Origin of the sequence: Chitinophaga sp. MM2321 (assembly GCF_964033635.1) — a bacterium.
In the GTDB taxonomy this organism is placed as follows: domain Bacteria; phylum Bacteroidota; class Bacteroidia; order Chitinophagales; family Chitinophagaceae; genus Chitinophaga.
In genome coordinates, this window is the sequence record NZ_OZ035533.1 from 3,414,290 (window position 1) to 3,440,920 (window position 26,631).

General features: G+C 45.0%; 19 protein-coding genes. 2 read left to right on the forward strand and 17 right to left on the reverse strand.

Annotated features, from left to right (window positions below):
• Positions 1-52: 52 nt before the first annotated feature.
• From ABQ275_RS13260 to ABQ275_RS13275, 4 genes are read right to left on the reverse strand one after another with little or no spacing between them, the layout of a single operon-like run.
• Positions 53-1,279, reverse strand: coding sequence for an ABC transporter permease (locus ABQ275_RS13260; RefSeq protein ID WP_349313615.1), 1,227 nt, complete (start codon positions 1,277-1,279; stop codon positions 53-55).
• Positions 1,280-1,302: 23 nt separating this feature from the next.
• Positions 1,303-1,968 carry an ABC transporter ATP-binding protein gene (locus ABQ275_RS13265; RefSeq protein ID WP_349313616.1) on the reverse strand — a complete coding sequence of 222 codons (666 nt, stop codon included), beginning with the start codon at positions 1,966-1,968 and terminating at the stop codon, positions 1,303-1,305.
• Positions 1,969-1,994: 26 nt separating this feature from the next.
• Positions 1,995-3,461, reverse strand: coding sequence for a TolC family protein (locus ABQ275_RS13270; RefSeq protein ID WP_349313617.1), 1,467 nt, complete (start codon positions 3,459-3,461; stop codon positions 1,995-1,997).
• A gap of 4 nt (positions 3,462-3,465) precedes the next feature.
• Positions 3,466-4,713 carry an HlyD family efflux transporter periplasmic adaptor subunit gene (locus ABQ275_RS13275; protein ID WP_349313618.1) on the reverse strand — a complete coding sequence of 416 codons (1,248 nt, stop codon included), beginning with the start codon at positions 4,711-4,713 and terminating at the stop codon, positions 3,466-3,468.
• 256 nt (positions 4,714-4,969) lie between these two features.
• On the opposite strand from ABQ275_RS13275, the gene ABQ275_RS13280 reads away from it, so the two are divergent.
• Positions 4,970-5,815, forward strand: coding sequence for a sugar phosphate isomerase/epimerase (locus tag ABQ275_RS13280; RefSeq protein ID WP_349313619.1), 846 nt, complete (start codon positions 4,970-4,972; stop codon positions 5,813-5,815).
• Positions 5,816-5,914: 99 nt separating this feature from the next.
• Here ABQ275_RS13280 and ABQ275_RS13285 read toward each other — a convergent pair whose 3' ends face one another.
• The 11 genes from ABQ275_RS13285 to ABQ275_RS13335 form a co-directional block, all read right to left on the reverse strand.
• Complete coding sequence (locus ABQ275_RS13285) at positions 5,915-6,688, reverse strand: slipin family protein (RefSeq protein WP_349313620.1); 774 nt, start codon at positions 6,686-6,688, stop codon at positions 5,915-5,917.
• Positions 6,689-6,709: 21 nt separating this feature from the next.
• Positions 6,710-7,975: a nodulation protein NfeD gene (locus tag ABQ275_RS13290; protein ID WP_349313621.1), complete on the reverse strand. Its 1,266-nt coding sequence runs from the start codon at positions 7,973-7,975 to the stop codon at positions 6,710-6,712.
• Positions 7,976-8,071: 96 nt separating this feature from the next.
• Positions 8,072-10,450: an ABC transporter permease gene (locus ABQ275_RS13295; RefSeq protein WP_349313622.1), complete on the reverse strand. Its 2,379-nt coding sequence runs from the start codon at positions 10,448-10,450 to the stop codon at positions 8,072-8,074.
• Positions 10,451-10,627: 177 nt separating this feature from the next.
• Positions 10,628-11,641, reverse strand: a complete 1,014-nt coding sequence (locus tag ABQ275_RS13300) for a DUF3500 domain-containing protein (protein WP_349313623.1) — start codon at positions 11,639-11,641, stop codon at positions 10,628-10,630.
• Positions 11,642-11,762: 121 nt separating this feature from the next.
• Positions 11,763-13,010 (reverse strand): hypothetical protein, encoded by a 1,248-nt coding sequence (locus ABQ275_RS13305; RefSeq protein WP_349313624.1) that lies wholly within the window; start codon positions 13,008-13,010, stop codon positions 11,763-11,765.
• A 37-nt stretch (positions 13,011-13,047) separates the two neighbouring features.
• Complete coding sequence (locus tag ABQ275_RS13310) at positions 13,048-14,535, reverse strand: SusD/RagB family nutrient-binding outer membrane lipoprotein (protein ID WP_349313625.1); 1,488 nt, start codon at positions 14,533-14,535, stop codon at positions 13,048-13,050.
• Positions 14,536-14,545: 10 nt separating this feature from the next.
• On the reverse strand, positions 14,546-17,905 hold the full coding sequence (locus ABQ275_RS13315) for a SusC/RagA family TonB-linked outer membrane protein (RefSeq protein ID WP_349313626.1): 3,360 nt from the start codon (positions 17,903-17,905) through the stop codon (positions 14,546-14,548).
• A gap of 235 nt (positions 17,906-18,140) precedes the next feature.
• Positions 18,141-19,328, reverse strand: coding sequence for a FecR domain-containing protein (locus tag ABQ275_RS13320; protein WP_349313627.1), 1,188 nt, complete (start codon positions 19,326-19,328; stop codon positions 18,141-18,143).
• 48 nt (positions 19,329-19,376) lie between these two features.
• Positions 19,377-20,009, reverse strand: coding sequence for an RNA polymerase sigma-70 factor (locus ABQ275_RS13325; protein WP_349313628.1), 633 nt, complete (start codon positions 20,007-20,009; stop codon positions 19,377-19,379).
• Positions 20,010-20,191: 182 nt separating this feature from the next.
• Positions 20,192-21,328 carry a cyclopropane fatty acyl phospholipid synthase gene (gene cfa, locus ABQ275_RS13330; RefSeq protein WP_349313629.1) on the reverse strand — a complete coding sequence of 379 codons (1,137 nt, stop codon included), beginning with the start codon at positions 21,326-21,328 and terminating at the stop codon, positions 20,192-20,194.
• A 49-nt stretch (positions 21,329-21,377) separates the two neighbouring features.
• A complete protein-coding gene (locus ABQ275_RS13335) occupies positions 21,378-23,483 on the reverse strand; it encodes a right-handed parallel beta-helix repeat-containing protein (protein WP_349313630.1) in 2,106 nt (701 codons plus the stop codon).
• Between the two features lie 152 nt (positions 23,484-23,635).
• Here ABQ275_RS13335 and ABQ275_RS13340 point away from each other — a divergent pair, with 152 nt between their 5' ends.
• Positions 23,636-24,259, forward strand: coding sequence for a Pr6Pr family membrane protein (locus ABQ275_RS13340; protein ID WP_349313631.1), 624 nt, complete (start codon positions 23,636-23,638; stop codon positions 24,257-24,259).
• On the opposite strand, the gene ABQ275_RS13345 is transcribed toward ABQ275_RS13340, so the two are convergent.
• Positions 24,252-24,674 (reverse strand): hypothetical protein, encoded by a 423-nt coding sequence (locus tag ABQ275_RS13345; RefSeq protein WP_349313632.1) that lies wholly within the window; start codon positions 24,672-24,674, stop codon positions 24,252-24,254. The genes ABQ275_RS13340 and ABQ275_RS13345 overlap by 8 nt on opposite strands.
• A gap of 308 nt (positions 24,675-24,982) precedes the next feature.
• Positions 24,983-26,608: an alkaline phosphatase PafA gene (gene pafA / locus ABQ275_RS13350; protein ID WP_349313633.1), complete on the reverse strand. Its 1,626-nt coding sequence runs from the start codon at positions 26,606-26,608 to the stop codon at positions 24,983-24,985.
• Positions 26,609-26,631 lie beyond the last annotated feature (23 nt).

Here is a 26,631-nt window from a genome sequence, read left to right on the forward strand (position 1 = left end):
CAGTTTAAATAAATGCTTGAACATTATTTATTGATTAAATAGTGAATGGATGCTATGATGCCTTTAAAGCGTTGATGACACTCAATCTCGACATACGCCAGGCGGGGTATACGCCGGATAGCAGCCCAAAAAGCAAACACGTTAACAAGCCAATGCCCAATACCGTAAAATTCAATGAAAGATCAAGATTGGCAATCAGGTTGGCACTGTTAAGCGTATGGATAGCAATGAATGATAGCACAAGACTTATCAGTCCACCCAATAAAGTAAGGATGATATTTTCAACGATAAACTGATAAACCAATGTACCGGAAGATGCGCCAAATGCTTTCCGCACACCGATCTCTGAAGACCGTTCCATGATGCGGGTGATGTTGATGTTTACCAGGTTGAGGGTAGGAAGTAACATGATCAACAAAACAAAGCCGCCAACTATTGCCAGTGCGATGGCAAGACCGCCTCCTTCTTCACCCCCCGTTATCATGTAAGCGGAGATAAACGGGGCTGCACGGCTGTATATCCGGTCATACTCCTTACTACTCATGGGTAGCCGGTCTATCATATGCTTATATTCTTCGCGCATCGCCGGCACATCTGCTTTTGAAGCGGCCAACAGGATGCCGGTATAATCGCCCTGATAGGACCTGCTATTGTAATCAGCTTTTGAAACAGTATAAGGCAGATAAATATCGCTGTACAACATATAAGTCGTTACAGGCACATTTTTCACCACCCCACTCACCCGGTATTGTACGTTATCGGCTTCTATATACTTACCAACGACAGTGGGTATATCTCCAAAATATTCTTTTTTGATATCTTCCGATATGACCGTCACATGTTCGCCATTCTCTATCTGCTGTTGGGTAAAAGGCTTACCTTCCAGAAATTCATACTCCAGTACATCCCAATAAGCGGCATTCGTATATTTGAAATTGATCGCTATTTTTTTATTGTTTACATAGGTATTGGTTCCTTGAAACCTGGAGGAGATGGCCACTTTAACTGGGGTCTTTAAACTTCCCGCATAATGGTCTAAAAAATAGAAAGACACCGCACTTCCATTCCTCGCATTCTTACCTCTTTGTTCTATACCACTGATGTATAGTGAGCGGTCCCTTTTCCGGTCGGGATATTTGTCATACAGCACCTTGTCCAGGAATGCGGTCAGCACAATCAATATCGTCAGGGTAAAACTGATCCCGAACAAACTGATGAAGGTGAAGAATTTCCTTCTGCGCAAAACGGCTATGGCTATTTTAAAATAATTTCTAAGCATAGATATTGGTTTATATCCGGTGATTATTGCACCTGTGATCCGTCAAACAATCTTACCAGGCGATGCGTTTTCTTTGCCATGATTTCATCATGTGTAACCATCACGATAGTGGTGCCTTCCGATTTGTTCAGGTGAATAAGGATGTCCATTATTTCGTTGCCCATGGCGCTATCCAGGTTACCGGTCGGTTCATCTGCCAGAATGATTTCGGGTACCCCTACAATAGCCCTCGCAATGGCGACGCGCTGTTTTTGTCCGCCGGATAGCTGTGTAGGGAAATGTTTTACCCGGTTGCTCAATCCTACTTTTTCCAGTGCTGCCAATGCCAGCGCCTTTCTTTCCCTGGCGCTGCCGGGCCGGTAGAGTAAAGGCAATTCCACATTATCCAATACATTCAGGTCATTGATCAGGTGGTAGCTCTGAAAGATGAAACCCAGTTTCTTATTTCTGAAATGCGCCAGCTCTTTATCTTTTAAATGACCTGTTTGCTGATCGTCGATTTTTATTTCTCCTCTCGTAGGAATATCCAGCAATCCCATCATGTTTAACAGCGTGCTTTTGCCACAGCCCGAAGGTCCCATCACAGAAAGGAATTCCCCTTTCTCTACATCCAGGTTAATGCTGTTGAGCGCCAGTGTTTCAACGGTATCGGTACGGTATACTTTTTCGATATTTTGTAAACGTATCATAGTGTGGGTATCATTTAACGGTGAATTTATCTGTAAACAATCCTTTCATTTTTTTCAAAATCATATAGCGACAGGTAACGCAACTGGTAGTAAGCCCCCCAGAAATCGCGCAGGGCAGCGATATAATCCCGCTTGGCCTGATCCTTTTCCTGGAATGCAATACTCAGGTCTGTAATGCTCAGATTCCCCAACACATACCGGTCTTTGGCAATCTGGTATTTCTCTGAGGCGATGCTGTCGGCATCAGCTGTAAGTCCCACCTGGTCGCGCATCATATCAAACAACGTTACTTGCGTTACGATCTGTTGTGCAAAGATCTGTTTGTCCTGTTCCACTGCATACTGTGTAAATTTAAGGTTGGCCCTGGCTGTTTGCGCCCTGGATTTAGACCTGCCCCAATCCAGGATAGGAATGGTAAAGTCCAGCTCTACCAGTTGCTGGTCCTGCGGATGATCATACACTTTTGATAACACTGCCGCACTCTTTGAATATCCCAGCCGTGCAGTTAATGTAGCATTGATGCCATTGTCGCCTTTTGCTTTGGCCACATCCCGCTGCGCTTCGGCAACACGCCGTGCAAAGGCAATGGCGTCAGACCTGTTGGCATAGGCTTCAGCCAGCACTTTATCTGATGCAACTTCCATATGAATAGTAGTGGCGGGCAATTCAAGCAATACTTTGTCTTTGTCTGTCAGTCCTGTATATGAGCGCAGGTTCAGCGTGGCAATCTGCATATCACGCCCGGCTATGCCAACCGCCTTTTTTGCTTTCAGTTGTTCCAGCTGCAATTGGAGGATTTCATTTTTTGATATCTTCCCAAGTTCCAGTTTTTCATTGGCAATGATCAGGATTTTTTCCGTATTAGCAAGATTGGTGGCTGCTATCTGCAGGTTCACCTGCGCCAGCAACAGGTCGAAGAAATAGCCGCTGGCCGTGATGGAAATCTGTTCCATCGATTCAATAAAAGCCTGCTTGCTTTCATTAAATTTCAGTGGCGCTATTTTTTTATCCCACTTCAGTGCATTGAATTGCCATAACGGCTGGCTGTAGCCTATCCCATATGGCACACCATTATACAAGGTATTGTTACGATCAAAATCATCAAACCGTTGCAGCTGTGTAGTTCCGAAAACAGTTCCCCCGGTGGCGGCAATACTCTGACTGAAAGACAGGTCCAGATTGGAATTATTATTATGAATAGGTTGAAATAAAATGGTGCCATCCGGCTGCAATACCTGTGTGAATGTTTTATTGTAGCCCGGCAAAGTGCCGCTCAGCGATAACTGCGGCTGATAATTGGAACGGTAAGTACGCCATTCCCAGTACTTCGTTTCTTTCACAGTAGTGGCCTGTTTGGATGCAATGGATCGCTCCCTGGCCATGGCTACTACCTCCGGCAGGGAGAGCCGCATAGTATCGTTGAGTGGCATGGCAAATATCTCCCCAAAAAACAGGACCATGGAAAAAGTAAAATATAGCGTTTTTGGATTCATCTCTTTATTTATTAATCACGATCTCTTTCACATTCTTATAGGCACTCATGTCTGAAGTAATCACCACATCACCCGGCTTTACGTGATCCATTAACTCTACATAATCAAAATTCGACATGCCGATGTGTACTGTTCTCCGCTCTCCTTTTCCATTATTCAACACAAAAATATCCTGTACGCCGGCGCCTTTAAATGCGGGTCCGTTGGCTACCCGCATTACATTATTATGGGTAGAAGTTACCAGGTATACATCCACTTTCATATTAGGCCGGAGCAATTTATTATTCCGTTCATTTAATTGTATATCGAAGGATACAATACCATTTTGTATGGATGGGTATACCGTTACAACGGTTCCCCGCAGTTGTGTTTCATTGATCCTTACAATCGCCGTGAGTCCACTATGCAACTGATCAATATAGTTATCGGAGATACTTCCTGTTACCTTAAAACTGCCCAGGTCCGCAATATGTACCAGGGGATCGCCCTCCCGGATGGCGGCCCCTATATTTTTATTTACCCAGGTAACCACGCCGCTACGACTGGCTACAATATCTGCCTGTTGCAGCTTACGCTCCAATTCGCGTAAATCATTCTGTTGTATCTGCGCCGCAATTTCCGACTCCCGCATTTCTACCTGCATGGTTTGTTGCTTGCTGGTAATTTCATTTTCCAGTTGCTTCTTTTCCAGCTGCGCCACTTTTAGATCCATGACTGCCCGTTCTATATCTTCCCTGGTACCACCACCAGCCTTATACAACCTTCTGGCATTTTCCACAGCTGCCTCCAGGCTGTTTATACGCAACTGTTTGATGTCGTTATTAGATTGCAGGTCATAAAAGCTTTTATCCAGTTCCAGCTTCAGTTTTTTAATATTATTTCGTTTTGATTCCAGCTGAAATTTCAGGTTTTCATATGCCAGCTGGGTGGCCGCTTTATCCAGCACGATAACAGATACGCCTGTTTTCACTTCGCTTCCTGCGTCCAATAACACTTTTTGAATAGAGGCATTGATCGGACTGGTAATGATTTCTTCGAATTCCGGTAGCACAAGCCCTGTTGCAGTGATCGTATTTTCAACGTTCCCTCTTTCAACAATAGCAGTAGTAATAGCAGATTTTGCGAGAGAAGATTTGAAGAATGAACGAAGTAACCCTATTCCCCCGATGAGTACCACCGCTACTAAAAATGCGGTGAGGTATCTTTTTTTGTTTCGCCGGGCGGTTACTTCTGCTTCAATTGACTTGTCCATGCATTTATTTTAGAACCAGGTTGTTCCAAGACGGATGCCAGTCATAAGTTATTTAAAATCAATTATTTACAAAATTTCGCTATTTAAAAAATGTTCGGTTCCGGACAAAATGTTTGAAACCGGATCTGTGTGCATGATAATGACCATCCTGATTTCAGTTTGAAATTTCATCTGAAAAATTGATTTTTTTTAGAGATCTTAGGTAATGGTTGCCGATACCGGTAACATTTCAGCGTACAACTAATCTATTAAACATATGTCTTCAAGAAGAAACTTCCTGCTCCAGGCCACGCTGGGTATAGCAGCCACCACTATTTCACCATTTGCAGCCAGTGCGGTCAGCAGTAATAATTATAAAGATGAAAAATCACAACTGGCGGTAGGAATAGCGGGATATACCTTTGCCAAGGTGGATTTAGATCAGGCGATCCAAATCATGAACCGGGTAAATATTAAGTATATCTCTGTAAAAGATATGCATCTGCCTTTAAACAGCAGTCCGGAAAAGATCCGCGAGGTATTGGCGAAGTTTTCCGCTGCCGGCATCAAGGTATACACGGTAGGCGTGATTTATATGAAATCAAAACAGGCCGTGGATGAAGCTTTTGAGTACGCTAAAAAAGTAGGCGTTCCTTTAATAATAGGCGTACCCAATCCCGATTTACTGGACTATACAGAAGAAAAAGTAAAGGCTTATAATATACGGCTGGCTATTCATAATCATGGTCCGGAAGATGCCCTTTATCCCGGTGCTAAAAATGCATACGACCACATCAAAAACAGGGATGCAAGAATGGGTATCTGTCTTGATATCGGTCATGCCACCAGGGCCGGTGAAGATCCTGCAAAAGTAGTGTCATCATACAAAAACAGGGTTTTTGATCTCCATATAAAAGATGTTACACTGGCTGCCAAAGATGGTAAAGCAATAGAGATAGGAAGAGGGATCATAAATTTTGCAGCATTGATAAAGGCGTTGGAGAAAATCAAATACCAGGGCGTGTGCAGCATAGAATTTGAAAAAGACATGAATGACCCACTGGCAGGGATTGCAGAATCAACGGGCTATTTCAGGGGTGTAGCCAATACTGTAGGTAAATAATCAGTTTACATTATATCAGCACAAAAACCTGCACTGGATGCAGGTTTTTGTGCTGATATAATGTAAGACAAAAGAGCCGTTGACAGCATAGCCTGCTGTCTACTCCTTCTTATCTTTATAATGATCCAGGAATGGTTTCAGCAAATCAATCGGGATCGGGAAAATAGTCGTAGAATTCTTTTCTGTGGCGATCTCGCGCAGTGTCTGCAGATACCGCAGCGTCAGCGCACTGGGTTCGCTGCTTAAAATCCCGGCGGCATCTGCCAGTCGTTGTGAAGCCTGGAACTCACCTTCAGCAGCAATCACTTTTGAACGGCGTTCCCTTTCAGCTTCGGCCTGCTTGGCCATCGCCCGCTGCATCTCCTGTGGCAGGTCAATCTGTTTTACTTCCACATTAGATACTTTAATTCCCCATGGCTCTGTATTGGAATCAATGATCTGCTGCAATTTATGATTGATCTTATCACGTTGTGACAACAGGTCATCCAGTTCTGATTGTCCCAATACACTCCGCAACGTTGTTTGCGAAAGCTGGGAAGTAGCCACGAGAAAATTCTCCACTTCCACAATAGCCTTCTCCGGCTGAATAACGCGGAAGTAAATAACTGCATTTACTTTAACAGAAACGTTGTCCTGCGTGATCACATCCTGCGGAGGCACGTCCATCACCACCGTACGCAAACTCACTTTCACCAGCTTGTCGATCAGTGGGATAAGGAGAATAAGCCCCGGCCCGCGTACACCATTTGTACCTAATCGTCCCAACCGGAAAACCACGCCCCGTTCATATTCGCGCAGAATCCTGATAGAGTTGGCGAGTATGATCAACACAAAAAAGAAAATAACTAAAGAAAATACCGTGATATTTTGCATGAGCATTAATTTAAAAATCAGTTATACTGGTTCTACTGTCAGTTCAAGATTATTAATTTCTACTACGCGCACCTTTTCACCTATCGCTATCTTACCGGTAGTGGCTACCGCATTCCACGTTTCTCCATGCACCCGCACCCTGCCCACCGGATTCAGTTCATCCAATGATTCGCCTATATCTCCCAACAATCCTTCTATACCTGTAACAGGTTTTGCCCGTTGTGCTTTCAGTCCAAACCCAAGTACAACAAGGAAAAATAAGGTAGATATAAAAACAGAAGAGATGATAACACTGCGGGAAATAGTCACCACATTGAAACCCGGGTCCGCAGGCACCAGCATCATAGAGCCTAATAAGAGGGAAACCGCGCCGCCAATAGCTAACAAGCCATGACTGACAATTTTTATTTCCAGTAAAAACAGGATGATAGCGAATACGATCAGTGCCAGCCCGGCGTAATTGACCGGCAGCGTATGCAAAGAATAAAATGCGAGTACCAGCGAGATGGCACCAACAATACCCGGAAGAATGGCGCCCGGATTATACAGCTCAAATAAAACACCAAAAAAGCCCAGCAACATCAAAGCATAGGCGATATTAGGATCACTGAGTACATCCAGTACTTTTTCTCCCATTCCCATCTCCAGGGATATTATTTTTGACGATTTTGTATGAAGTGTAACTGTTCCCGAAGGCAGTTCAATGGTTTTTCCGTCAATCTGTTGCAGGAGCGACTGCAAATCCGGTGCAACGAGGTCTGTCACCTTCTGCTCAAGGGCTTCATTTTCAGTAATGGAACGACTGTTACGCACCGCTTCTTCTCCCCACTGCCCGTTGCGGTTCCGTTTTTCTGCAATAGCCCTGATAAAGGCTGCGGCATCATTGGTTACTTTCTCCTGCATGGTAGTATCACCTTGTCCTATACCAACCGGATGCGCGGCGCCGATATTGGTGCCTGGCGCCATTGCGGCGATATTTGCAGCCATCGTGATAAAAACACCGGCCGATCCCGCACTTGCCCCCGCAGGCGCTACATATACAACAACAGGCACCGGAGACGTAAGTATATCACTGACAATCACCCGGGTGGATTTTAGTAAGCCACCGGGAGTATTGAGATAAATAACCAGGCATTCCGCCTTTTCTGTAGCAGCCATTGCAATTCCCCTATGAATAAATGATGCGGCAACAGGATTAATATTACCATCAATTTTCATGGTGACAACTGTTTGCGCTGCAAGCAGTATGGGTAAGAAAAAGACAGGAAAAAAGAGAAGATGCTTCATAAACACGGATCTATATTGAATGAAGCGCAGTCCTTGCATGAAAAAGCGTTACTGTAATTTACTACATTTAATGATCAGTTACAAGGATGCAAAAAACTATTCCATTTTCAGGCTCGTTACCGGATTTAGTAAGGCAGCCTTTATACTTTGATAACTGACGGTCAGCAAGGCGATAAAAATGGTTGCTATACCTGCCAGTGCAAACATCCACCATTCAATTTTAATTTTGTAGGCGAAGTGTTGCAGCCATTCATTCATAGCAAGCCAGGCAACAGGAAATGCCACCAGCAGGGCGATAACAATCAGCTTCAGGAAGTCGTTGGATAACATCGCTGCAATATCAGGCACAGATGCGCCGAGTACTTTCCGTACACCAATTTCTTTGGTACGTTGTGCTGCTGTAAATGTGGCCAGGCCAAACAAATCAAGACAGGAAATAAAAATAGCGAGGAATGCAAAGTAATTGGAGAGCTTACTCACTACCTGTTCGCTTTTATACAGCCGTGTATACTCCTGATCAGAAAACTGGTAGGTGAATGGAAATTTTGGATTCAATTTTTTACAGATCTTTTCCAATCCGGCCAGTGCTTCTTTGGTCCTGCCTTTCCGAGTACGAACGAGGATCGTTCCCCATGACCAGCTTTCATCCAGGCGGATAATCAGTGGATCAATGACCTGGTGTATAGAATTGAAATGAAAATCTTTAAGCACGCCGATGATTTGTCCCTGGTGCCTTCCCCATGTTATTGATTGACCGATGGGTTGCTGATAACCCATGCGCTTTACGGCAGTTTCATTCAATAAAAAACCTGTAGAATCCGTACCAAAGGCAGTAGAGAAATCGCGCCCATCGATTAATTGCAGCTTCATGGTTTTTACAAAATCGTATCCTACCACACCATCTGCAAATGATACCACCTGGCTGGCTTCTTTCCCCGGCCAACTAATATCTCCTGTATGATGCTCAATAATCGTAGGGGTATTTCTCATTTTTGAAACGCTGAGAATACTATTCATGGCACCGACTTCTTCTTTAAACAGGTCATACTTTTTTACCAGATCGCCTTCAATCGGAATATATACCAGGTTCTCCCGGTCATAACCAAGATTTTTTGTCTGTATATAATCCATCTGCCGGTAGATCACGATCATGCTTACCATCAGTATGATGGTAAGTGAAAACTGAAAAACAACGAGCCCCTTGCGGAAATAAGTGGCGCCCAAGCCGGATTTCAAACTGCCTTTTAACACCTGTACCGGATTGAGTGAGGAAAGGAACAGCGCAGGATAACTACCGGCTACAAACCCTGTAACCGCCAGCAGTCCAATCAAAGCTGCCCAGAAACCCGGCTGTGTAACGGGTAGGGCTAATTGTTTTCCTGTAAGGTTATTGAAAGCAGGTAAGAGCAACATAGTTAAAACAACCGCGATAATAATAGCGACGAAAGTAAGCAGCATGGCCTCCCCGATAAACTGACCGATCAGCGATGAGCGGGCAGCGCCCACCACCTTACGCAACCCTACTTCTTTAGCGCGTTTCGCCGATTGTGCAGTGGCCAGGTTCATGAAATTGATGCAGGCGATAAGCAGGATAAAAACAGCCACCAGTGTAAACAGGCGTACGTATTCAATACGGCCACCGGCAACCTGGCCATTTTTAAAGATGGCATGCAGGTATTTTTCCGGATAAGGTTGCAAATCCAATTCCGTAACAGCTCCTTCCACTTTTGTTGTATACCTGTAGATGAAATCTTTAATCTTGGCGGCTACTTTCACCGGATCGGCTTCCTTACGTAGTTGTATAAACGTAGCCGGAGATGTGTTTCCCCAGTTGTGTACCCACTTATTTTCTTTTACAAAAGCGGACCAGCTTCTCAGGAAATCAAACTGCTGCGAAGAAGTGGCTGGCAGGTCTTCAAAAACAGCGGTCACCTGCAGGTCGTCTTTGTTGTCATAGCGGATCATTTTCCCGATAGCGGCTTCCGGGCCCCCGAAAAAATAGGTGGCCATTTTCCGGGAAATAGCAATTCCTGATGACAGGTTCAATGCTGTTTCCGCTTTTCCCTGCAACAAAGGATAACTGAACATGCTGAAAAAATCAGCACCTGCAAAGTATCCGTTCATCTTATAGATCTTATCACCAACTTCAAAGGTATTGCTGCCATCGGCTGTTGATGCGTATTCCAGACCACTGGCATATTGCACTTCCGGAATAACCCTTTTCAATTCTTCGGCCAGTAACCCCTGTGTCGGATAACTGGCTTCTATTTTTCCATCGTAATACTGGCGTTCATATACCTGGTATAGATATTTACCATTTACATGAAAGCCATCTATACTACGCTCATGATGCAACCAGAGTATAATCAGCAGACTGCTGGTCATGCCGAGGGCAAGTCCTGCAATATTAATAGCAGAAAATATTTTATTGCGAACCAGGTTCCGCCAGGTGATTTTTAAATAATTGCTGAACATCTTTGTAATCCCTTGATAGCACCTGGTCAATTAATACCATGCCATCATCTAATAATTTATTAATCAATAAATTATATAGACAAAATATGTTTTGCTGTTCGGTTCTGACACAAACATTGTTCAATTATGAACAACCGATTATCCAGGGAGATGAAGAACCGGGGGAGATAATAATGATCAATGTGCCGCCTTGTAATGTTCCAGCAACAGATCGCCGCCGAAGTCATTTTTAAGATCACGTACAACGGTATGAATATGATTGGCGTTGTTTTGCGAGTTATCGTATTCAATAATGATAGTAGGCCCTTGTATGCGGTAGTAATAGGGTTTGCCGAGTACATGTTCCGTAGAACCTGCCCATGTAAACCAAAGGCTGTCGAGACCCGCCTTTTGTATGTCTTTGAGCATACTGCTGGCAAATAGTTTGGTAAAGCGGTTTACATATAGATTGATGAGCCCCAGTAACAATTGCTGGTTAGCCGGACTCATTTCCTGGAAGCGAAGGCCGGAAGGATGATCAATCATGGCTTTTCTGCTGGTGGCAGTAATAATTTCAGCGGGCGCTTTATCAGCGATCACCGCTTTTTGTAATTCCTCCGGCTTTAGCGCATGCAATAATGCAAATCCTTTATCTGTTTCTTCTTTCAATACTTCTTTTCCTTTTTGCGGCCAGTCGAGTACAATAGCGGGATTTGCTCCCAGAAAAGCGGGGGTACCTGCCACCAGTTCATTTTTATCGGCAGAAAAATTAAAAGCTACATGATGACCTTCAAACCGCCAGCCCCAGATATTATTGGCCGCCGGAATACCAAAGAAGGTAATAAAATATTTACCGGGGTCCCGGTAATGATCATCAGCGGGGCGATGCTCCAACTCTTTTAAAACAAGGTCCAGCTGCATAATGTCGTTTACCTTTTTAACCGTTTCCTCACTTAAAGCCATCTTTAACAGGTCTATGAACGCCTTTCGCTGTGCGGTATTCAGCTCATTCATGGAAATCCCTTTCCGGTCGTCCCGGGGTACATAAGAAAAATGATAGCGTTCGCCGGTATCAAAAGGATACAATGTTTTAGCCTGCTGGTCCTTATCCAGGAGGCGGATAAATTTACCGGCCCTGGCAACCATATCCTGTGCCTTGGCAGGAGCAATAACAAAAAGACAGATGATAACGAGTAAAAAAGACCGGCGCATATATGAGCAGTTTGGATAACCAAGATAATAAAAGGCGCTTTAGAAATTTTATAAATAAAACAGGCTCCGGGTACAATGACCCGGAGCCTGCTATAAACTGCCATCAATCGTATGCTACACCTTACCGTGATTCATACGGACCAAACACACTCTTTACCTTATACTGTGCATCATCGGGGTCCAGTACAACCACCTTGTACGTTTTGCCGCCCGGTGCTACCCGCACTACAATATGTCCGTAGGTGGCTTTGCACACCTTTTCAATTAGAAAATCCTGGATCCGGAAATTGGCGTCATGCATGTTTGTCGTAAACACATCCCTTGGTCCCGGATATAAAACGGTAGAAGCTACCCTGTAGAGGACTTCCTCTCCCGGTTGTGAAGCATGCCATACCTGTCCTACCCATACCCTTGGGCGAACTGTTCTCACATAGAACTCATTCTGCGCATCCAGCCATCCGTGGTGATTGAAACAGGCTACATCCACTGGTCCTATCACCGGCGCTACATGCGATTCTACATCGTCCCACGCAGCGGAGTAAGGCCATTTATATCCCGGCAAATCGCCTCCTGTAAAGTAATCAAAGTTGCCATAGCTGATCCTCATCCCATTGCTCAGGTGATTTTCATTCGGAATGGGAGAACCCGCAAAAGAAGAAGGATGAATAATGCTGGTAGTGAGTTCCTTCTCTCCGGTCCAGATCACGCCGTTACCGCAAATGTTACGGATAGAGAAACCGGGATAAGCAGCCGGCTTCTTTTTCAATACCAGCTGATCAGCAACCCCTACCTTAAATTTTTGTGCCTGCATGTGGCCGGCGCCCACCTGGTAACGCACAAATTTGATGTATTCTCCGATGGATTTATCCGCCACCGCCAGGTCATTAGGGAAATTATAATCCGGGTAAGCCCTGTCAATCATGGTACCGAAAGGGATCTTGTCGTACAGTGCTGTTATACCGAACAGGTTGTATTTTCCCTTGGTTGATATATTGGCTGAATCATGGATCTCTCCGAAATGATCGCTATGAAAATGGGTGATCAGCGCATAATCAATCACCGGTTTTTTAGTATCAGGATGGAATTGGCGGACATACTTCTCTACCAGTTCCGGCACTGTCTTTTCGCGGTTGGCCTTAATATGTATGATCTCCTTTGCATCCGGAGCAATCTTCATATCGCCGATATCTACTAGCATGGTGGTGCCATCCGGCATTACCAGGAAACTGGCATTGCCGCCTTCACCAATATTGATAAAATGAATATCCAGGTAACCTTCCTTCCAGGCGGGCAGTGTTGCGCCCTTTTCCTGACCGGCAGCCAGCCTGCAAATGAGCAGGCTGGCGATAAACAAGGTGCCAATCTTCATACAATTGAAAATTTTACAGGTAAATGTCATGAATGTCTTATTCCGGCTTTAACAACCACATACTTTTGTTGATCTCATCTTCTCCGTACTGTGCTTTAATAGCCTCCTGTACATGGGTTGTATTATTATCCAGCTCATTCTGTGAATACATCCACCGGAGCGGAATACGCCCGTTATTCTTGTTGGCAGGCCCTATTACATAAGCAGGATATCCCAACGGCACATTATCGTTTAATGACGGATTAAAACCGGTCACCCTTGTTCTTCTGTGGTTATAATAGGATTCATATTTACTATTCATAAAATAGGCAATGTACCGCTGTGTATTGATTTGCTGCAATGCCTTTGCGGGATCAAATTTCACCGGCAGGCTGCTCACAAAATCGTCTACATCGGAAGCTGGTACGCCATCAGCGGCACAGGACGCTCGTATACCTTTGTAATAATGATCAGCAGGATCTGTAGCAATCCAACCGCGGAAGGCAGCTTCTGCCAGTACCAGTTCTACATCTGCATAAGTAACCATGGCGTAGGGTTCATTCACGGGATTGTTGATATAACGTTTATGGATATGCGAAGTTTGCTGTTCATATTTTTTCATCTCCGTTACCGCTATATTGGCAGGTATACCATCGTATGAATCAAATTCGCCGGCTGGCTTATCTTTCATGGGCTCCGCCAATGTAAACAAACGGGGATCACGGTTGGTCTTCAGCAGATCCGTGAATGTTTTACACATTCTTGTCTCCGTAGTAAGGTAGTTAAACCCATAAGTAGGATAACGGTTGCCGGGCCTGTCAATAAAGGCCAGCGCACCCATTTCCCCATTACTTTCTATGATAGGATATTTCTCCTTATTTGTATAGATACTCCTGAACTGGTCTATCACTTTCAACCGCTGGTTCCCTGTTTTCAGGGAGAGATGCATCAGTACCCGCAACCGGTAGGAGTTGATCAGTTTCTTCCACTTCAGGATATTACCACCATACAGGATATCACCGGTCAGCTCTCCGTTTTGTGCGTTGAGCATTTCATTGGCTTCTTCCAGTTCCTGCAGACAGCCGGCAAAAACAGCTTCCTGCGAATCATACGCCGGTGCAAATATTCCATCGGACGCTTTTCCTGCTTCACTGTATGGAATATCGCCCACTTTCAGGCTCATGGTAATAAAGGAATAGGCCCTGAAAAATCTGGCTAATGCCAGGTAATTTTTAGCCTCGTAGCGGTTGGCCTCCGTGATCAGTTTCTCCGTTTGCCGGATGATATCATACTCTCCCAGCCCGGATCTTCCCCAGTTATACAACTGGTTGTTATCATCCATTAACCATAGCACCATGTACTGCTGTGGATACATGAGCTCATTGGGGCTACCCTGGTAAAAAACATCCTGGATAAGCTTGGGCAGAATAAGCCCGGGCGGCACTACCGAGGGCGTGTTGGGGTTGTTATCATACTTCCCCTCCTCCTTCATACAGCCGCTGACCACTATTGCCATGAAGGCATATAATAATATTATCTTTCTCATGTTACTTGTATTAGAACGTCACATTTAAGTTAAAACCCATGCTCCTGGGAGAAGGATTCTGATTATCTCCCTTAAAGGAATCCGGATCAAGAAAAGGCAGCTCTGTAAAGAAGATCGCCATATTTCTTCCTACTAAAGACACGCTGGCATCTTTTATAAAAGTGCGGCCCAGTACATGTTTCGGCAGGGAATAGGTAAAGGTGACCTCCCGCAGTTTCAGGAAAGTGGCGTCAAAAATATTTGTTTCAAACATGCGGTTATAATAGGCATTCACCCAATCGAAATAATTAATTCCGGTTGTATTGGGTGCAAAGGTGCGGGTATCCGAAATAATTTTGCCTGCTTCATCGCGGGTAACATCACCGCCTGTTACCACTACACCTGCTCCCACGTATGGTTTGGTGCGGATATCACCAACAGCGGTTTCTTTTGCTACACCGCCCACCATCATTTGCTGCGACATCACAGAATATATTTTCCCACCGTACCGGCCATCAAATACAAAACCGAGACTAAAGTTCCTGTACTTGAAATTATTAACGATACCGCCGGTCCACTTCGCATCGTAATAACCAAAGTCCTGCGGATAATTGCTCATCACAGGACGCCCGTTGTTATAGATGATCTGTCCATCGGGAGATTTCTCCCATCCTGTTCCCCTCGCAAGTCCCAGCTGATCGCCGGAGGCATAGATACCCTGGTATTTTTCTTCTCCGGGCGCCAGTTCACCGAGATAGGAACGCATCCTCGACCAGTTGACCTGCACATTCCATTGCAGTGAGTTACTGAGCTTCACCGGCGTGGCATTCAACGTGATTTCCACACCCTTTTTATAAAACTCCATCGCATTGATCTGACGCGATGCATAGCCGGAAGATAAGGCCACGCTTTGCCAGATGATCTGATCGATGTCCAGTATTTTGTAATAGGCTACGTCTATGCCTAAACGATTATTCAGAAAACGCAGATCAGTACCTACTTCATAAGTAGATGAAAACTGTGGCCGGATATTGGAATTGTAGATACCATTACCTACAGTAACACTGGGCGTGGTACCCCAGGTAGTAGCATAACTATAGGTGGGAATATATCCGTATGGGTCCAGATCTCCGCCTACTTTAGCCCACGATCCTCTCAGCTTTGCAAAGGTGACAAATGCCGGCATTTTTATAAACTCCGACAACACACCGCTTAAAGATACCGATGGATAGAAATAGGAATTGTTCTTTGGTGGCAGACTGCTCGACCAGTCTTTTCTACCGGTCAGCGTGAGAAAAAGCGCATTCTTATAATCAATAGTAGCCATTCCATACAGGCTATTTACCCGCTTTTCACTTTTTGAATTCGAAGCCTCTACCTGTGTAGCTTTATTGGCCAGGTTATACAGCCCCGGCACCACAATAGCATCTGTAGATGCATACTGGTTGCGGATAGTAGTACTCCTGCTGTTAGCGCCCGCAGCAGCAGACAAGCCCCATTTATCACTCAGCTTCTTATCGTAAGAAAGCAACACATCACTGTTGATGTCAAAGTAATAGTCGTTATTCACGCGGTACTCTCCGTCAGGCAACTTTCCCCAGTCAATCCAGCCCAGGTTTTCGTTGTAGGTAGAATAGGTGGAGAACCAGTTGGTACCGGTTCTGGCCATCAGTTTAAGATGCTCATTAAAAGTATAATCAGCCTTCACATAGCCATTGATTACATTCTTGTCGTACTCCCGTGTAACCTCATTCAACAGCCAGTAGGGGTTATTGTAATAGAGGTTGTTAAAGCTGTTTTGTACATATCCTTCCTGCCCGGCTTTCCAGTAGTTTTTCATATCGCGGATGTCTACATCAGCCCCCATAAATATCAGCATATTATACAGGAAGTTCTGTGACCCGTATCCCTGCTGTTCGTAGTTATCGGAATACTGTTTATTGTAGTTCACGCTGGCATCTACGGTGAGGCGCTTGCTGAATTTATAACCACCGTTGAAAGCAACCGTATTACCCTTCAGCTTTGTATTGGGCGCCATTCCCTTTTGGTTGAACTGGGTTAAAGAAACCCGGTAATTACCATCCTTATTTTGCCCGGCAATAGAAATATTATTGTTTAAGATGTAACCGGTTTCCAGGAAATTCTTCAGGTTATTTTTCCCTCTTGAAATCCAGGGCATGGGGATCAGTTGACCCGTTTGCGGATCTTTCTGTGAATTAAATTGCGTGGTTTCCCAATAGCCGCTGGAAGAGGAAGGATCTGCCTGATCTAACTCCGGTCCCCATACGTAGCCGGCGCCATCCTGCACGCCGCCGCCTTTACCATCTACAAATGCGTACTGACCTCCGAATCCTGATCCGTAGCGATGCTGCACTTCCGGAAAAACAATAAAGCTGTTCTGAAAAGTACCGGAGGAATTAAAATTAACAGATACCCCTCTTTTATCTTTTGTTCCTCTTTTTGTTGTGATCATCACTACGCCATTCTTACCACGGGAGCCATAAAGCGCCGACCCGGTAGCCCCTTTGATCACGTTGATATTTTCAATATCGTTGGCATTTACATCCCAGAAGTCTGAATTAACCGGTACACCATCCACCACTACCAGCGGTGTGGCGCCACGCAGCAAAAAATCAGGCGTTTCATACAGGCCGGTCTTATTTGAGATCACCAACCCTGCTACACGACCGGATAAACTGCTCAGTACATTCGGTTCTTTTACCTTTTCAAAAGCATCGGCCGCCTTCACTTCCTGAACGGAATAACCCAGCGATTTCACTTCCTTTTTTATACCCAGGGCTGTTACCACTACTTCTCCCAGGTCTTTCCGGTTATCCTGCAACACAACATCTATGGTTGCTTTTCCATCTACCACGATCTCGGTTTTTTCGAATCCCAGTAAGCCGAATACCAGTACATCCTGTTCATCTGCTACGATAGAATACGTACCGTCTTCTTTTGTTACCGTGCCTGTGCTGCTGTTTTTAATGGTCACCACCACACCAGGCAGTACCTCTCCTTTCGGATTACGTACTGTTCCCCGTACTGTGATCTTTTTCGAAATATCCGCAGTGATGACAACGTTCACCGGTGCTGTTGTTCTCTTTTTAATAACCACCAGGTCTTTCAGAATCTCATAGGTAAGTGGCTGATCTTTTAAACAAAGATCCAATGCTTCGCGAATGGTGGCGTTTTTAATTTCCATGCTAACAGGGTGAGCATGTTTCAGCAATTGCTGATCCAACAGGAAAGACATACCCGCCTGCCGCTTTATTTCCCGGAACACCTTTTCAAGTGGCATGTTGTGGGAAGAAAGGGTAATCTTTTGTGATAGCCCTGTGGCGGATATGTGTAACGCACTGAATAATAGTAATACAGCCGATAGCCTCATAATTCTCCATATTTGCGTGGATAGGGATGCTGTACCGCCCTTGTTTTGGTACCAAGCAGTAAAAATCATAACTTCGATTTTGGGTGATTAAAAATTCGTTTACCTGACGTTATTTTTGTGCCCTGCACACCGGCGATGCGTCAACATTGCCGGTTTTTTTATGGGCAGCCATGTGTGGTTTACCTCAAATGAATTATTTTAAAGTGTGAACAATATTATCCTGAAAGACTTACGGTTATGGTGTTACAATGATCTCTCTTCCTTCCATGCGGCAATGCACATTATTGATTTCTAATGCTTTTAAAATGGCGGATAAATTAACCTGCCGGCTGATAGCACCTATAAAGCGCCGTTCGGGTACAGGTCCTTCATAACGTATATCCACATTATACCAGCGGGCTATCTGCCGCATTACTGCCGGTACATCGGCGTCTTCCAATGACAGCAGCCCGTTTTTCCAGGCCATTACCTGTTCTATATCAGCGGGTTTTACCGTAAAGCCGGCAGCTGTAGCCGGTAAGCCAGCCTGTTGTCCTGGCAGCAACTGCGCAGATGAATGGCCATGCGTTACTTTCACAGCACCTGAGAGCAGGGTTGTTTTTATGATCCCTTCATCGGCATAAGCCATCACATTAAAGTGAGTGCCCAATACAGCTACCTCCATCCCTTGTACCTGTACGTAAAAAGGGCGGGCGGGATCTTTTGTCACTTCAAAATATCCTTCGCCTGTTAGCTCTACCCGGCGCTCTCCTCCCGCAAAGGAGGTAGGATACCGGAGAGAGCTGGCAGCGTTGAGCCATACCAGTGTGCCATCGGGGAGCGTTACTACAAACTGTCCGCCTTTGGGCGTAGCTAAAGTGTTATACTGTAATGCGGCGCCGGATTGCGCCTGTTGCGCGCCCTGATAGGTAAGACGGCCTCCTTTGAGCTGCAATACTTTCATATTACCCTGTTGCGCCAGTGTGCCTTGCTGTGTACTATCCAGTTCCACCTGCGTGCCGTCTGCCAGCGTCAGTACTGCTTTATTACCACCAGGCGCCACATCTTTCACCGGTACCACCTCGTGTACCAGTACAGGTGGGGCGACTGCTTTTTTATGCAACAAGAAATAAGTACCACTGGCCATGAGTATGATGATAGCCGCTGCTGCACGCCATTTGCCGGATAACAAAAAGCCCAGGCGCTGTTTGGGTTTATCAGTGCATTCCACTGCCGTTGTTGGTGTTTGGGAGAAAACAGCCTGTAATATTTCTTCCCACTGTTGTGGTGCTGATACAGGTTCAGCTGCATCATTTGCAGCCAATGGCTCCAGCAGGTCTTCCCAGTAACCAGGGTTCGTGTGGCGCGTAATGGCTTCCATGAGCCATTGGGTTTCTGCTGTGGTAGCAGTACCTTCCATATAGCGATGCAGCAATTGCTGCATGTGTAAGCGTTCACCGTTTTTCAAACTGTATATTTCTACTTTGTTCCCTTATAAGACAATCTGAGGGACAGCTTGTACCGTTCCGGATAATAAAATTTTTCCGGTAAGCAATATCAGGGGGAGATAAGGAACACCTTTTGCGATGAGATAACGACGAATAAATTTTAAGGAGATAACCAACTGGTTTTTGACCGTATTTTCCGAGATCCCAAGCCTGATGGCGATCTCGCGGCGGTCGCAGCCCTCTTCCCGGCTCAGTTCATAAATACGGCGGCGTTGTGCGGGTAACAGGGTGACAGCCTTCCCGATGAGCGATTGTACTTCACGTACCAGCAATTCTTTTTCTGCATTGTTCTCTCCGTCGGCACCTCCTACCTGCTGCTCTTCCAGCCAACGGGCTTCTATTTGCTTACGGCGCAGGTGATTGATGGAAAGATTGGAAGCAATACGTAAAAGCCAGGAAACAGGCTTATTTATCTCCGGAAGACGGGTGCGGTTTAACCAGGCTTTGATAAATACTTCCTGTAACAGATCCCTGGCAACATCTTCCTGCTTAACCATTTTTAAAATAAATGCATAGACGCCGGGTGCATGCCGGTAAAAAAAGTTGCTGAAAGCCGCCTCATTGCCGGCAGCAATCTGTTTCAGCCATTCATTTTCATTGTATAAATGTTCCGTCATGCCCGTTAAGTCGCCCCTTATGATGGTTTTATTGAAAACATTAACGCTAAAAATAGCTAAAAATCCGGAATGTTCTGTGCGGGGCTTTTCCGGCATGCTCATAAAATGGACAACTGACTAACTGTGAAGACCCGGAAGAGGTGGCTCAACCATATGAAGATCGGGGTCCGGCAATCCTTTCTTCAATCATCACCCGGTTGATGGTCATACCTGTATCCGCCTGCTACTCCTTTCGGGGAAAGCACGATCTGCCATAACTGGCTGTTTCGGGCACGGAAGGAACCGGCGCAGGATAACAGGTAATATTTCCACATCCTGAAAAAAGTCTGATCATATTTCGTTTTGAGCTTATCCCAATTCAAAGAAATATTTTCGTACCAGGCCATCAATGTTTTGTCATAATTAATACTAAAATTCTGCCAGTGCTCCATCACAAATAAACCTTCTATAAATTGTCCTATCCGGCTGATAGAAGGAATCATGGCATTGGGGAAAATATATTTATTGAGCCATTGGTCCGTAAAGGTAGATGGCTTGTTTCCGCCGATGGTATGCAATAAAAACAAGCCGTCCTCTTTGAGGCAATGATGCACTACCTTCATGTAGGTGCCGTAGTTTTTATATCCAACGTGTTCAAACATTCCCAGGGATGCAATCGCATCAAATTTTTCATCCAGCAGGCGGTAATCCATCAACCTGATATCAATAGGCAAGCCTTTACAAAGCTCCCTGGCCAGTTTAGCCTGCTCACTGGAAACGGTGATACCGGTTACCTGAACACCATATTTCTCCGCTGCAAATTTTGCAAAACTGCCCCAGCCGCAACCTATATCCAGTACGTGCATACCCGCTTTCAGATTCAGTTTTCGGCAGGTAAGGTCCAGTTTATGTTCCTGTGCCTCATCAAGGGTATGCGCATTTTTCCAGAAAGCACAGGTATAGGTCAAACGTCTGTCCAACATCTGCTTAAAAAAATCATTGCCTATATCATAATGTCTGCTGCTATTATGATGCGCTTTGGAAAGACTTTGATAATTGAAGATCCTGGCAAGTAAAATTTCCAGTTTAAAAGGTAGGTTGTGCTGAATGCTGGTATCAAGATTTGCACGAAGGACCCTTAAAAAGAAGTCATCCAGTTTCGTGCAATCCCAGTAGTTCTCCATATAGGACTCTCCCATCCCCAATGAACCCGATACAAGCACTTTCTGATAGAATTTTTCATCGTATACCTGAATATCCCATGGATTGTTCCCGTTAACCGTAATACCAGCAGCAGATAAAAGCCGGGTAACGATGATCTTTGGTTGCTCCGTTTTCATAATAGTTTAACAAACGGAGGCCCCTGCTTGTTGAAAGCGGAATATACTTTTAGCGAAAAGTATATTCCGGTGTGTTTCCGGTAACAGCCAGCTTCCGCCAGGAGTTTTCGCCGTAAACACCTGCTGCCTCATAGACAAACGGTATAAAGCCAATGCGTGACATAAGGGATTTGTTAGTAATATGGAAATCATCGTGGGAAAGGTCTGCGAAGCCAGGATCAGCGATCACAGAATGAACATCTTTCCCGGTGGATTGCTGCCAGGTGGCAAAGCTTTTTGGTCCAAACCGGATGTCCTGTGTACCCGGATTCCAGTAAGCGTTACTATCCGACCGGAAATGTACCCGCTCCCATCCTGGTTTATCTGTCAGGCTGTTACCTTTATCAAAATAAATAATGTTATTAGTAAAGGAAAAAGAGAGATGATCCTCTACTCTTGAAGCTTCCAGCTGGGCTTTTACCTGCGAAACAAAAATATTGTTCCGGATGATATTATCCTTGCCGTAATGCTGATGAAAGCCGGCGCTTTTACACCTGTATACGAGGTTATTTTCCATGATGATACCTGTGGAACCTTCATCCGTGTAAAGGCCCCATCCGCCATATCCAAGAGAAGATATATCATGGATAACATTATTCGCTACAACGGTGCCAGGTGATATCCCTAACGTATATACGCCGCCCATATCGCTTAAACGGTTCTGTCCGAGATTGTAGATGTGGTTGTAGATAATTTTATTTCCCCGGGATGGGTTGTAGGTGTATCCCCAAACCCAGCCGACAGATACGCCGGTATAATAGAAATCTGAAATATCGTTGTGTGACACTTTATTATCACGGGCATTAAAGATGAGCACGCCGACACCTGTTGGAAATTCGCGGCCGCCTGCGCGGAGGATATTATTATCTACGGTAATGTTGTGGGTAACGGTTGCATCATTTGTTGGTAGCGTGGTATCACCCATGATAATACCGCCTGCACCGAGGTCATGAAAATAACAATGCACCACTTTACTATCTGCACAGGCAGTTCTGAACCACAGCGTATTGGTGCCGGTATGCGCAATTTCACAATGATCAAATGTGATATTCTCTGCATCATCTATCATGATCACTGCGGAGACCCTGGCGGCAGCCTGTAAAGGGTCGTCGCCGGTTGCAGGCATCAGATAGCGGCTGTATTGAAAAGAAAGGTTTTCAAAGCTGATGTGTGCCGCCTTCCGGCTGCTGGTGCCTTTTATCGTCATAAACTGATCAATAACCGGGATGACTGCGGTGGTACTGCCAATTACTTCTCCCTTCCGCGGAATATACCATATTGTATGTGCTTCATCCTGCCACCATTCCCCTGGTGCATCCAGCATTTTCCTGGAATTCGCCAGGAAAAACATCGAGTTGTTATCCAGTTTACTCGCCTCTTGCATAGGCTCGCCGATAATAGTGATGGTTGAATCCACTGCGGATCTGCCATGAATATATTTCCTGGTAAGATCCCAGCAATGATGCACGGAGATAGTTACTTTGGAAAGGTCTGCATCCGGAATATCTTCCAGGACCTGCCACTGTTCTGTTGTTAAGCGGAACTTCTGCATGGCCAGTTTTGCCGGCGTAGTTGTATCTATAAGTTTTTCCGTTACCCGTTGTGTTTCAAACCAGGTATCCTCGATATTGGGTGTACGCGCCCGGATAGCCCTTTTGCCATTAACAAACAATTGTTGCGTTACTTCTCCCCTTGCATTTGCGGGGACACTTGCTTTCCAGAGATGCGGATTTACCGCTTCAAAAGCAGGGAGCTGCACCCCTCCCGAAATAACCGGCGCCATCTTTCCTTGTCCCTTAAAAATCAGTGGAGACCCGGCGGTGCCAGCATCCTCTTCGGTAAGCGATAACGGGGCTTGCAACGGATAGGTACCTGGCGAAATCCTTATTTCCAGCGGAGTATGCAGCGTATGTGCTTTCCGCAGCGTCCTGCTGCGATCAAGGGCTGCTGCCAATGTAGCCACCGGCCGCGATTTCGTACCCGCGTGGGCGTCATTGCCATCCGGCGATACATAAATAACAGTGGCGGGGGTTTGCTGAGCATGCGTAAACAGGGGGCATAACAGCATGCCACACAGTATAGGGAGCACACTTTTCTGAAAAGTCATTCCTAACATAAAATACAGATATAAGGATTTCGTACAATCTCTTTCGTTATCATAATAATACTTTTATCCGGATATAGAGATTTTTTTATGTAGAGATTTAGTTATTTTGTTTCAGAGGATGATATACCCCTGAAACAAAATAACTAAATCTCTACATAATCATGAAAGCTTATTTATCTGTATTAACAGTTTTGGGTTGGTTTGCATTAATAGCTCAATTCTGTATCACTATCTCCAGCGGGATTGCCCCTCCTGTAGAAATCATTATCCAGTACTTCAGCTATTTTACGATACTTACAAATTTGATGGTAGCAGTTTGTTGTACAACGCTGCTGTTACGACCCCGATCCCGCTGGGGCGATTTTTTTTCACGTCAAACTACCCGGACGGCCATTACGGTTTACATTGTTATTGTAGGTATTATTTATAACCTGATCCTGCGTTTTATATGGGAGCCGCAAGGATTACAGCGGGTGGCAGATGAATTGCTGCATCTCATCATCCCCGTGCTTTTCCTGATTTACTGGTTCCTGTTTGTTCCAAAGAATAAGCTGGGATGGAGTGATTGCTGGCCGTGGCTGATCTACCCAGGTATTTATATCGTATTTACATTTATCCGGGGTTCCTTTTCGGGGTTCTATCCTTATCCATTTCTGGACGTTACCAAAATTGGATTTGAAAAAGCACTGATCAATTCAGCAGGTATTGCTGCTGTATTCTTTGCGGTATCAATGTTGTTTATTGCACTGGGTAAATGGAGCAGTAAAAAAGTGGTATCTAACTAACATTTCCCGTGTCTAGCCGTACCATGCAGCGCATATCCTTTTCTCCCATATACATTTCCAGGCAGAAACCATTGCTGTCGAGTGCGGGGTCGGCTAACAACTGATCGAACGTCCTGCCGACCTGTTGTATGTCATCTGCATAGTTAGCAATATAGGTACTGGTATATGTTCCTTTGGGGATAATAAAAGTGTCCAGTCCCGTTTTTCCAGCCTCTTCTTCATTCAGTACTTCAACGGCTGCTTTATAAACAATTGTCCCGCTTCTATCGGGGCGGGAGATTCCAAAGAAACGCCTTTCTTTCGTTGAAGGGATGAGGGAGTGCAGCTTTTCGTGTGCAGCCATGATGCCTTCAGGAAAAGAGGTGGCGGTTACATACATTGTTTTTATGTCGTGGTCCAGCTGGTAGTTTTCCATCGTGAAATGTTTTAACGAATACAAACTTACCGACAAAATGCAAGGGGAAGGGAGTGCAATTGCGACATTTTAGCGGGCTAATTGTGTCAGGCTGATCGGGGGTGGGTATCTTCAATATACTTGTCTGAAAATTTACCACTACTTTCATAAGTATATGATAAATAATATATTATAAGTTTTTTTGCATGAATTTTAAATGAAGATTCATGCATTTTAACATAAATCAGGCTGCCCTTTGTAATAAAGGGCAGCCTGATTTTGATGAATTGCTTAACCGATTAAAAGATTACATCGAAAAACTATAAATATTATTCAAATACTTCCCATACCACATGTCCTATAGTTCCGCTTGGAACCTGGATATTCAGCAATGCAGACACTGTTGGCGCAATATCTGTCATGCCTGTTGTACGATAAGTCTTACCTGGCTTGATACCCCAGCCCATCCATACAAGCGGAATATGGGCATCATAGGGATACCACAAACCATGTGTGGCACCGGAGCGCCCACCATCTTTCCAGCCGGCATCCAACAACACGATTACATCACCGCCGCGTTGTTTATTATAGCCGTTTATCAACATCGTTTTCAAGGGCTCATGCAATGCTTCTCCACCCAGGTTATGAAGGGATAAAGCATCAGCAACACCGGGAGTGGCCTTCAGTTTCTGGATCACCATTTCTATCACTGGTTCCAATGGAATTTTATTAGCGGCGAAAGCTGCTCTGTCCAGGTACAACTGGTAAGCTGATAGTCCCCGTATACCCTGTGCTACACCAAACTGTTCCAATATACTGGTATTAATCTTCTTCACAACTTCTTCCACATCCAGCAGACCGGTAGGCAACCTGTTTTCTTCCAGGAATCCGGGTGATTGTGAAACACCATGATCGGCAGTAATGAAGTAGAGATAGTTTCCTTTGCCAAATCTTTTATCGAGATATACAAAGAAGTCTTCCAGTTCTTTATCCAGGCGCAGATAAACATCTTCCGCTTCAATTGAATTAGGACCAAACTGATGACCCACTGCATCCGGAGAAGAAAAGCTCACTGCGAGGAAATCCGTTTCTGCTCCGCTACCCAGGCCATAGCCTTCAATGGCGGCTTTTGCAAAAGCAAAGGTCAGCGTATTACCATAAGGTGTGGAACGCACTGCATTCTTTTCCTTTCCTGCAAAAGTATGCGGGAATACAGGTGCTTTTTCATGACTGAATGATTTCTCATAATCTTTGTTATCTGCGTCACTCTGTACATAACTGGCAATGGGATACATTGTTTCCCAGCCCTTGGAAAGATATTTTACAGGAAGCTCCTGTTCATTGAAGCGTTGCACCCAGGCAGGCAATTCTTTCATGTAATAAGTGCTGGAAATAAAGCCGCCGGATTTGGTATCATACCAGAAAGCTGCATTGGCGGTATGACCACCAGGCAGGATCGAGGCCCTGTCTTTCAGCGCAACACCTACTACTTTACTTTTAAAATTCGTTGCCAGCCGTAGTTCATCTGTAACCGTTGATACCAGCAGATTGCGGGGAGACATCTTCCCATTTTTCCCTGCCGTTCCCACTCCTTCCACAGTACTGTCTTCCGTACAATACACTGCCCGTTGCAATTGACGACTATACCAGTCGTTATCCACGATCCCGTGTACAGCAGGTGTAGTTCCCGTATATACAGAAGTATGTCCGCAAGCGGTAACCGTAGGTGCGTAATTGATATAAGTTTGTTCACAACGGAAACCATCGCGCAGCAGGCGTTTAAAACCACCGTTGCCATACCTCGCGGAATACCGGTAGAGATAATCCCAACGCATCTGGTCTACCATCATGCCCACTACAATTTTTGGTTTGGGTGCAGCCCGTTGTTGCGCAACTGTAGTTAAAGTTGTGAGCAACAGTAAACCGGCAACCCAGGTATATTTTATATTTTTCATGCTATCATACTTGCTTGATCAAT

Excerpts from the sequence above, each read along its gene's own strand:
- ABQ275_RS13275 (WP_349313618.1), bottom strand. The coding sequence starts at position 4,713 with ATGGACAAGTCAATTGAAGCAGAAGTAACCGCCCGGCGAAACAAAAAA.
- ABQ275_RS13295 (WP_349313622.1), bottom strand. The coding sequence starts at position 10,450 with ATGTTCAGCAATTATTTAAAAATCACCTGGCGGAACCTGGTTCGCAAT.
- ABQ275_RS13345 (WP_349313632.1), bottom strand. The coding sequence starts at position 24,674 with ATGGAAAACTACCAGCTGGACCACGACATAAAAACAATGTATGTAACC.
- ABQ275_RS13265 (WP_349313616.1), bottom strand. The coding sequence starts at position 1,968 with ATGATACGTTTACAAAATATCGAAAAAGTATACCGTACCGATACCGTT.
- ABQ275_RS13310 (WP_349313625.1), bottom strand. The coding sequence starts at position 14,535 with ATGAGAAAGATAATATTATTATATGCCTTCATGGCAATAGTGGTCAGC.
- ABQ275_RS13285 (WP_349313620.1), bottom strand. The coding sequence starts at position 6,688 with ATGCAAAATATCACGGTATTTTCTTTAGTTATTTTCTTTTTTGTGTTG.
- ABQ275_RS13315 (WP_349313626.1), bottom strand. The coding sequence starts at position 17,905 with ATGAGGCTATCGGCTGTATTACTATTATTCAGTGCGTTACACATATCC.
- ABQ275_RS13320 (WP_349313627.1), bottom strand. The coding sequence starts at position 19,328 with ATGCAGCAATTGCTGCATCGCTATATGGAAGGTACTGCTACCACAGCA.
- pafA (WP_349313633.1), bottom strand. The coding sequence starts at position 26,608 with ATGAAAAATATAAAATATACCTGGGTTGCCGGTTTACTGTTGCTCACA.
- ABQ275_RS13300 (WP_349313623.1), bottom strand. The coding sequence starts at position 11,641 with ATGCGCCGGTCTTTTTTACTCGTTATCATCTGTCTTTTTGTTATTGCT.
- cfa (WP_349313629.1), bottom strand. The coding sequence starts at position 21,328 with ATGAAAACGGAGCAACCAAAGATCATCGTTACCCGGCTTTTATCTGCT.
- ABQ275_RS13325 (WP_349313628.1), bottom strand. The coding sequence starts at position 20,009 with ATGACGGAACATTTATACAATGAAAATGAATGGCTGAAACAGATTGCT.
- ABQ275_RS13280 (WP_349313619.1), top strand. The coding sequence starts at position 4,970 with ATGTCTTCAAGAAGAAACTTCCTGCTCCAGGCCACGCTGGGTATAGCA.
- ABQ275_RS13270 (WP_349313617.1), bottom strand. The coding sequence starts at position 3,461 with ATGAATCCAAAAACGCTATATTTTACTTTTTCCATGGTCCTGTTTTTT.
- ABQ275_RS13340 (WP_349313631.1), top strand. The coding sequence starts at position 23,636 with ATGAAAGCTTATTTATCTGTATTAACAGTTTTGGGTTGGTTTGCATTA.
- ABQ275_RS13290 (WP_349313621.1), bottom strand. The coding sequence starts at position 7,975 with ATGAAGCATCTTCTCTTTTTTCCTGTCTTTTTCTTACCCATACTGCTT.
- ABQ275_RS13305 (WP_349313624.1), bottom strand. The coding sequence starts at position 13,010 with ATGAAGATTGGCACCTTGTTTATCGCCAGCCTGCTCATTTGCAGGCTG.
- ABQ275_RS13260 (WP_349313615.1), bottom strand. The coding sequence starts at position 1,279 with ATGCTTAGAAATTATTTTAAAATAGCCATAGCCGTTTTGCGCAGAAGG.
- ABQ275_RS13335 (WP_349313630.1), bottom strand. The coding sequence starts at position 23,483 with ATGTTAGGAATGACTTTTCAGAAAAGTGTGCTCCCTATACTGTGTGGC.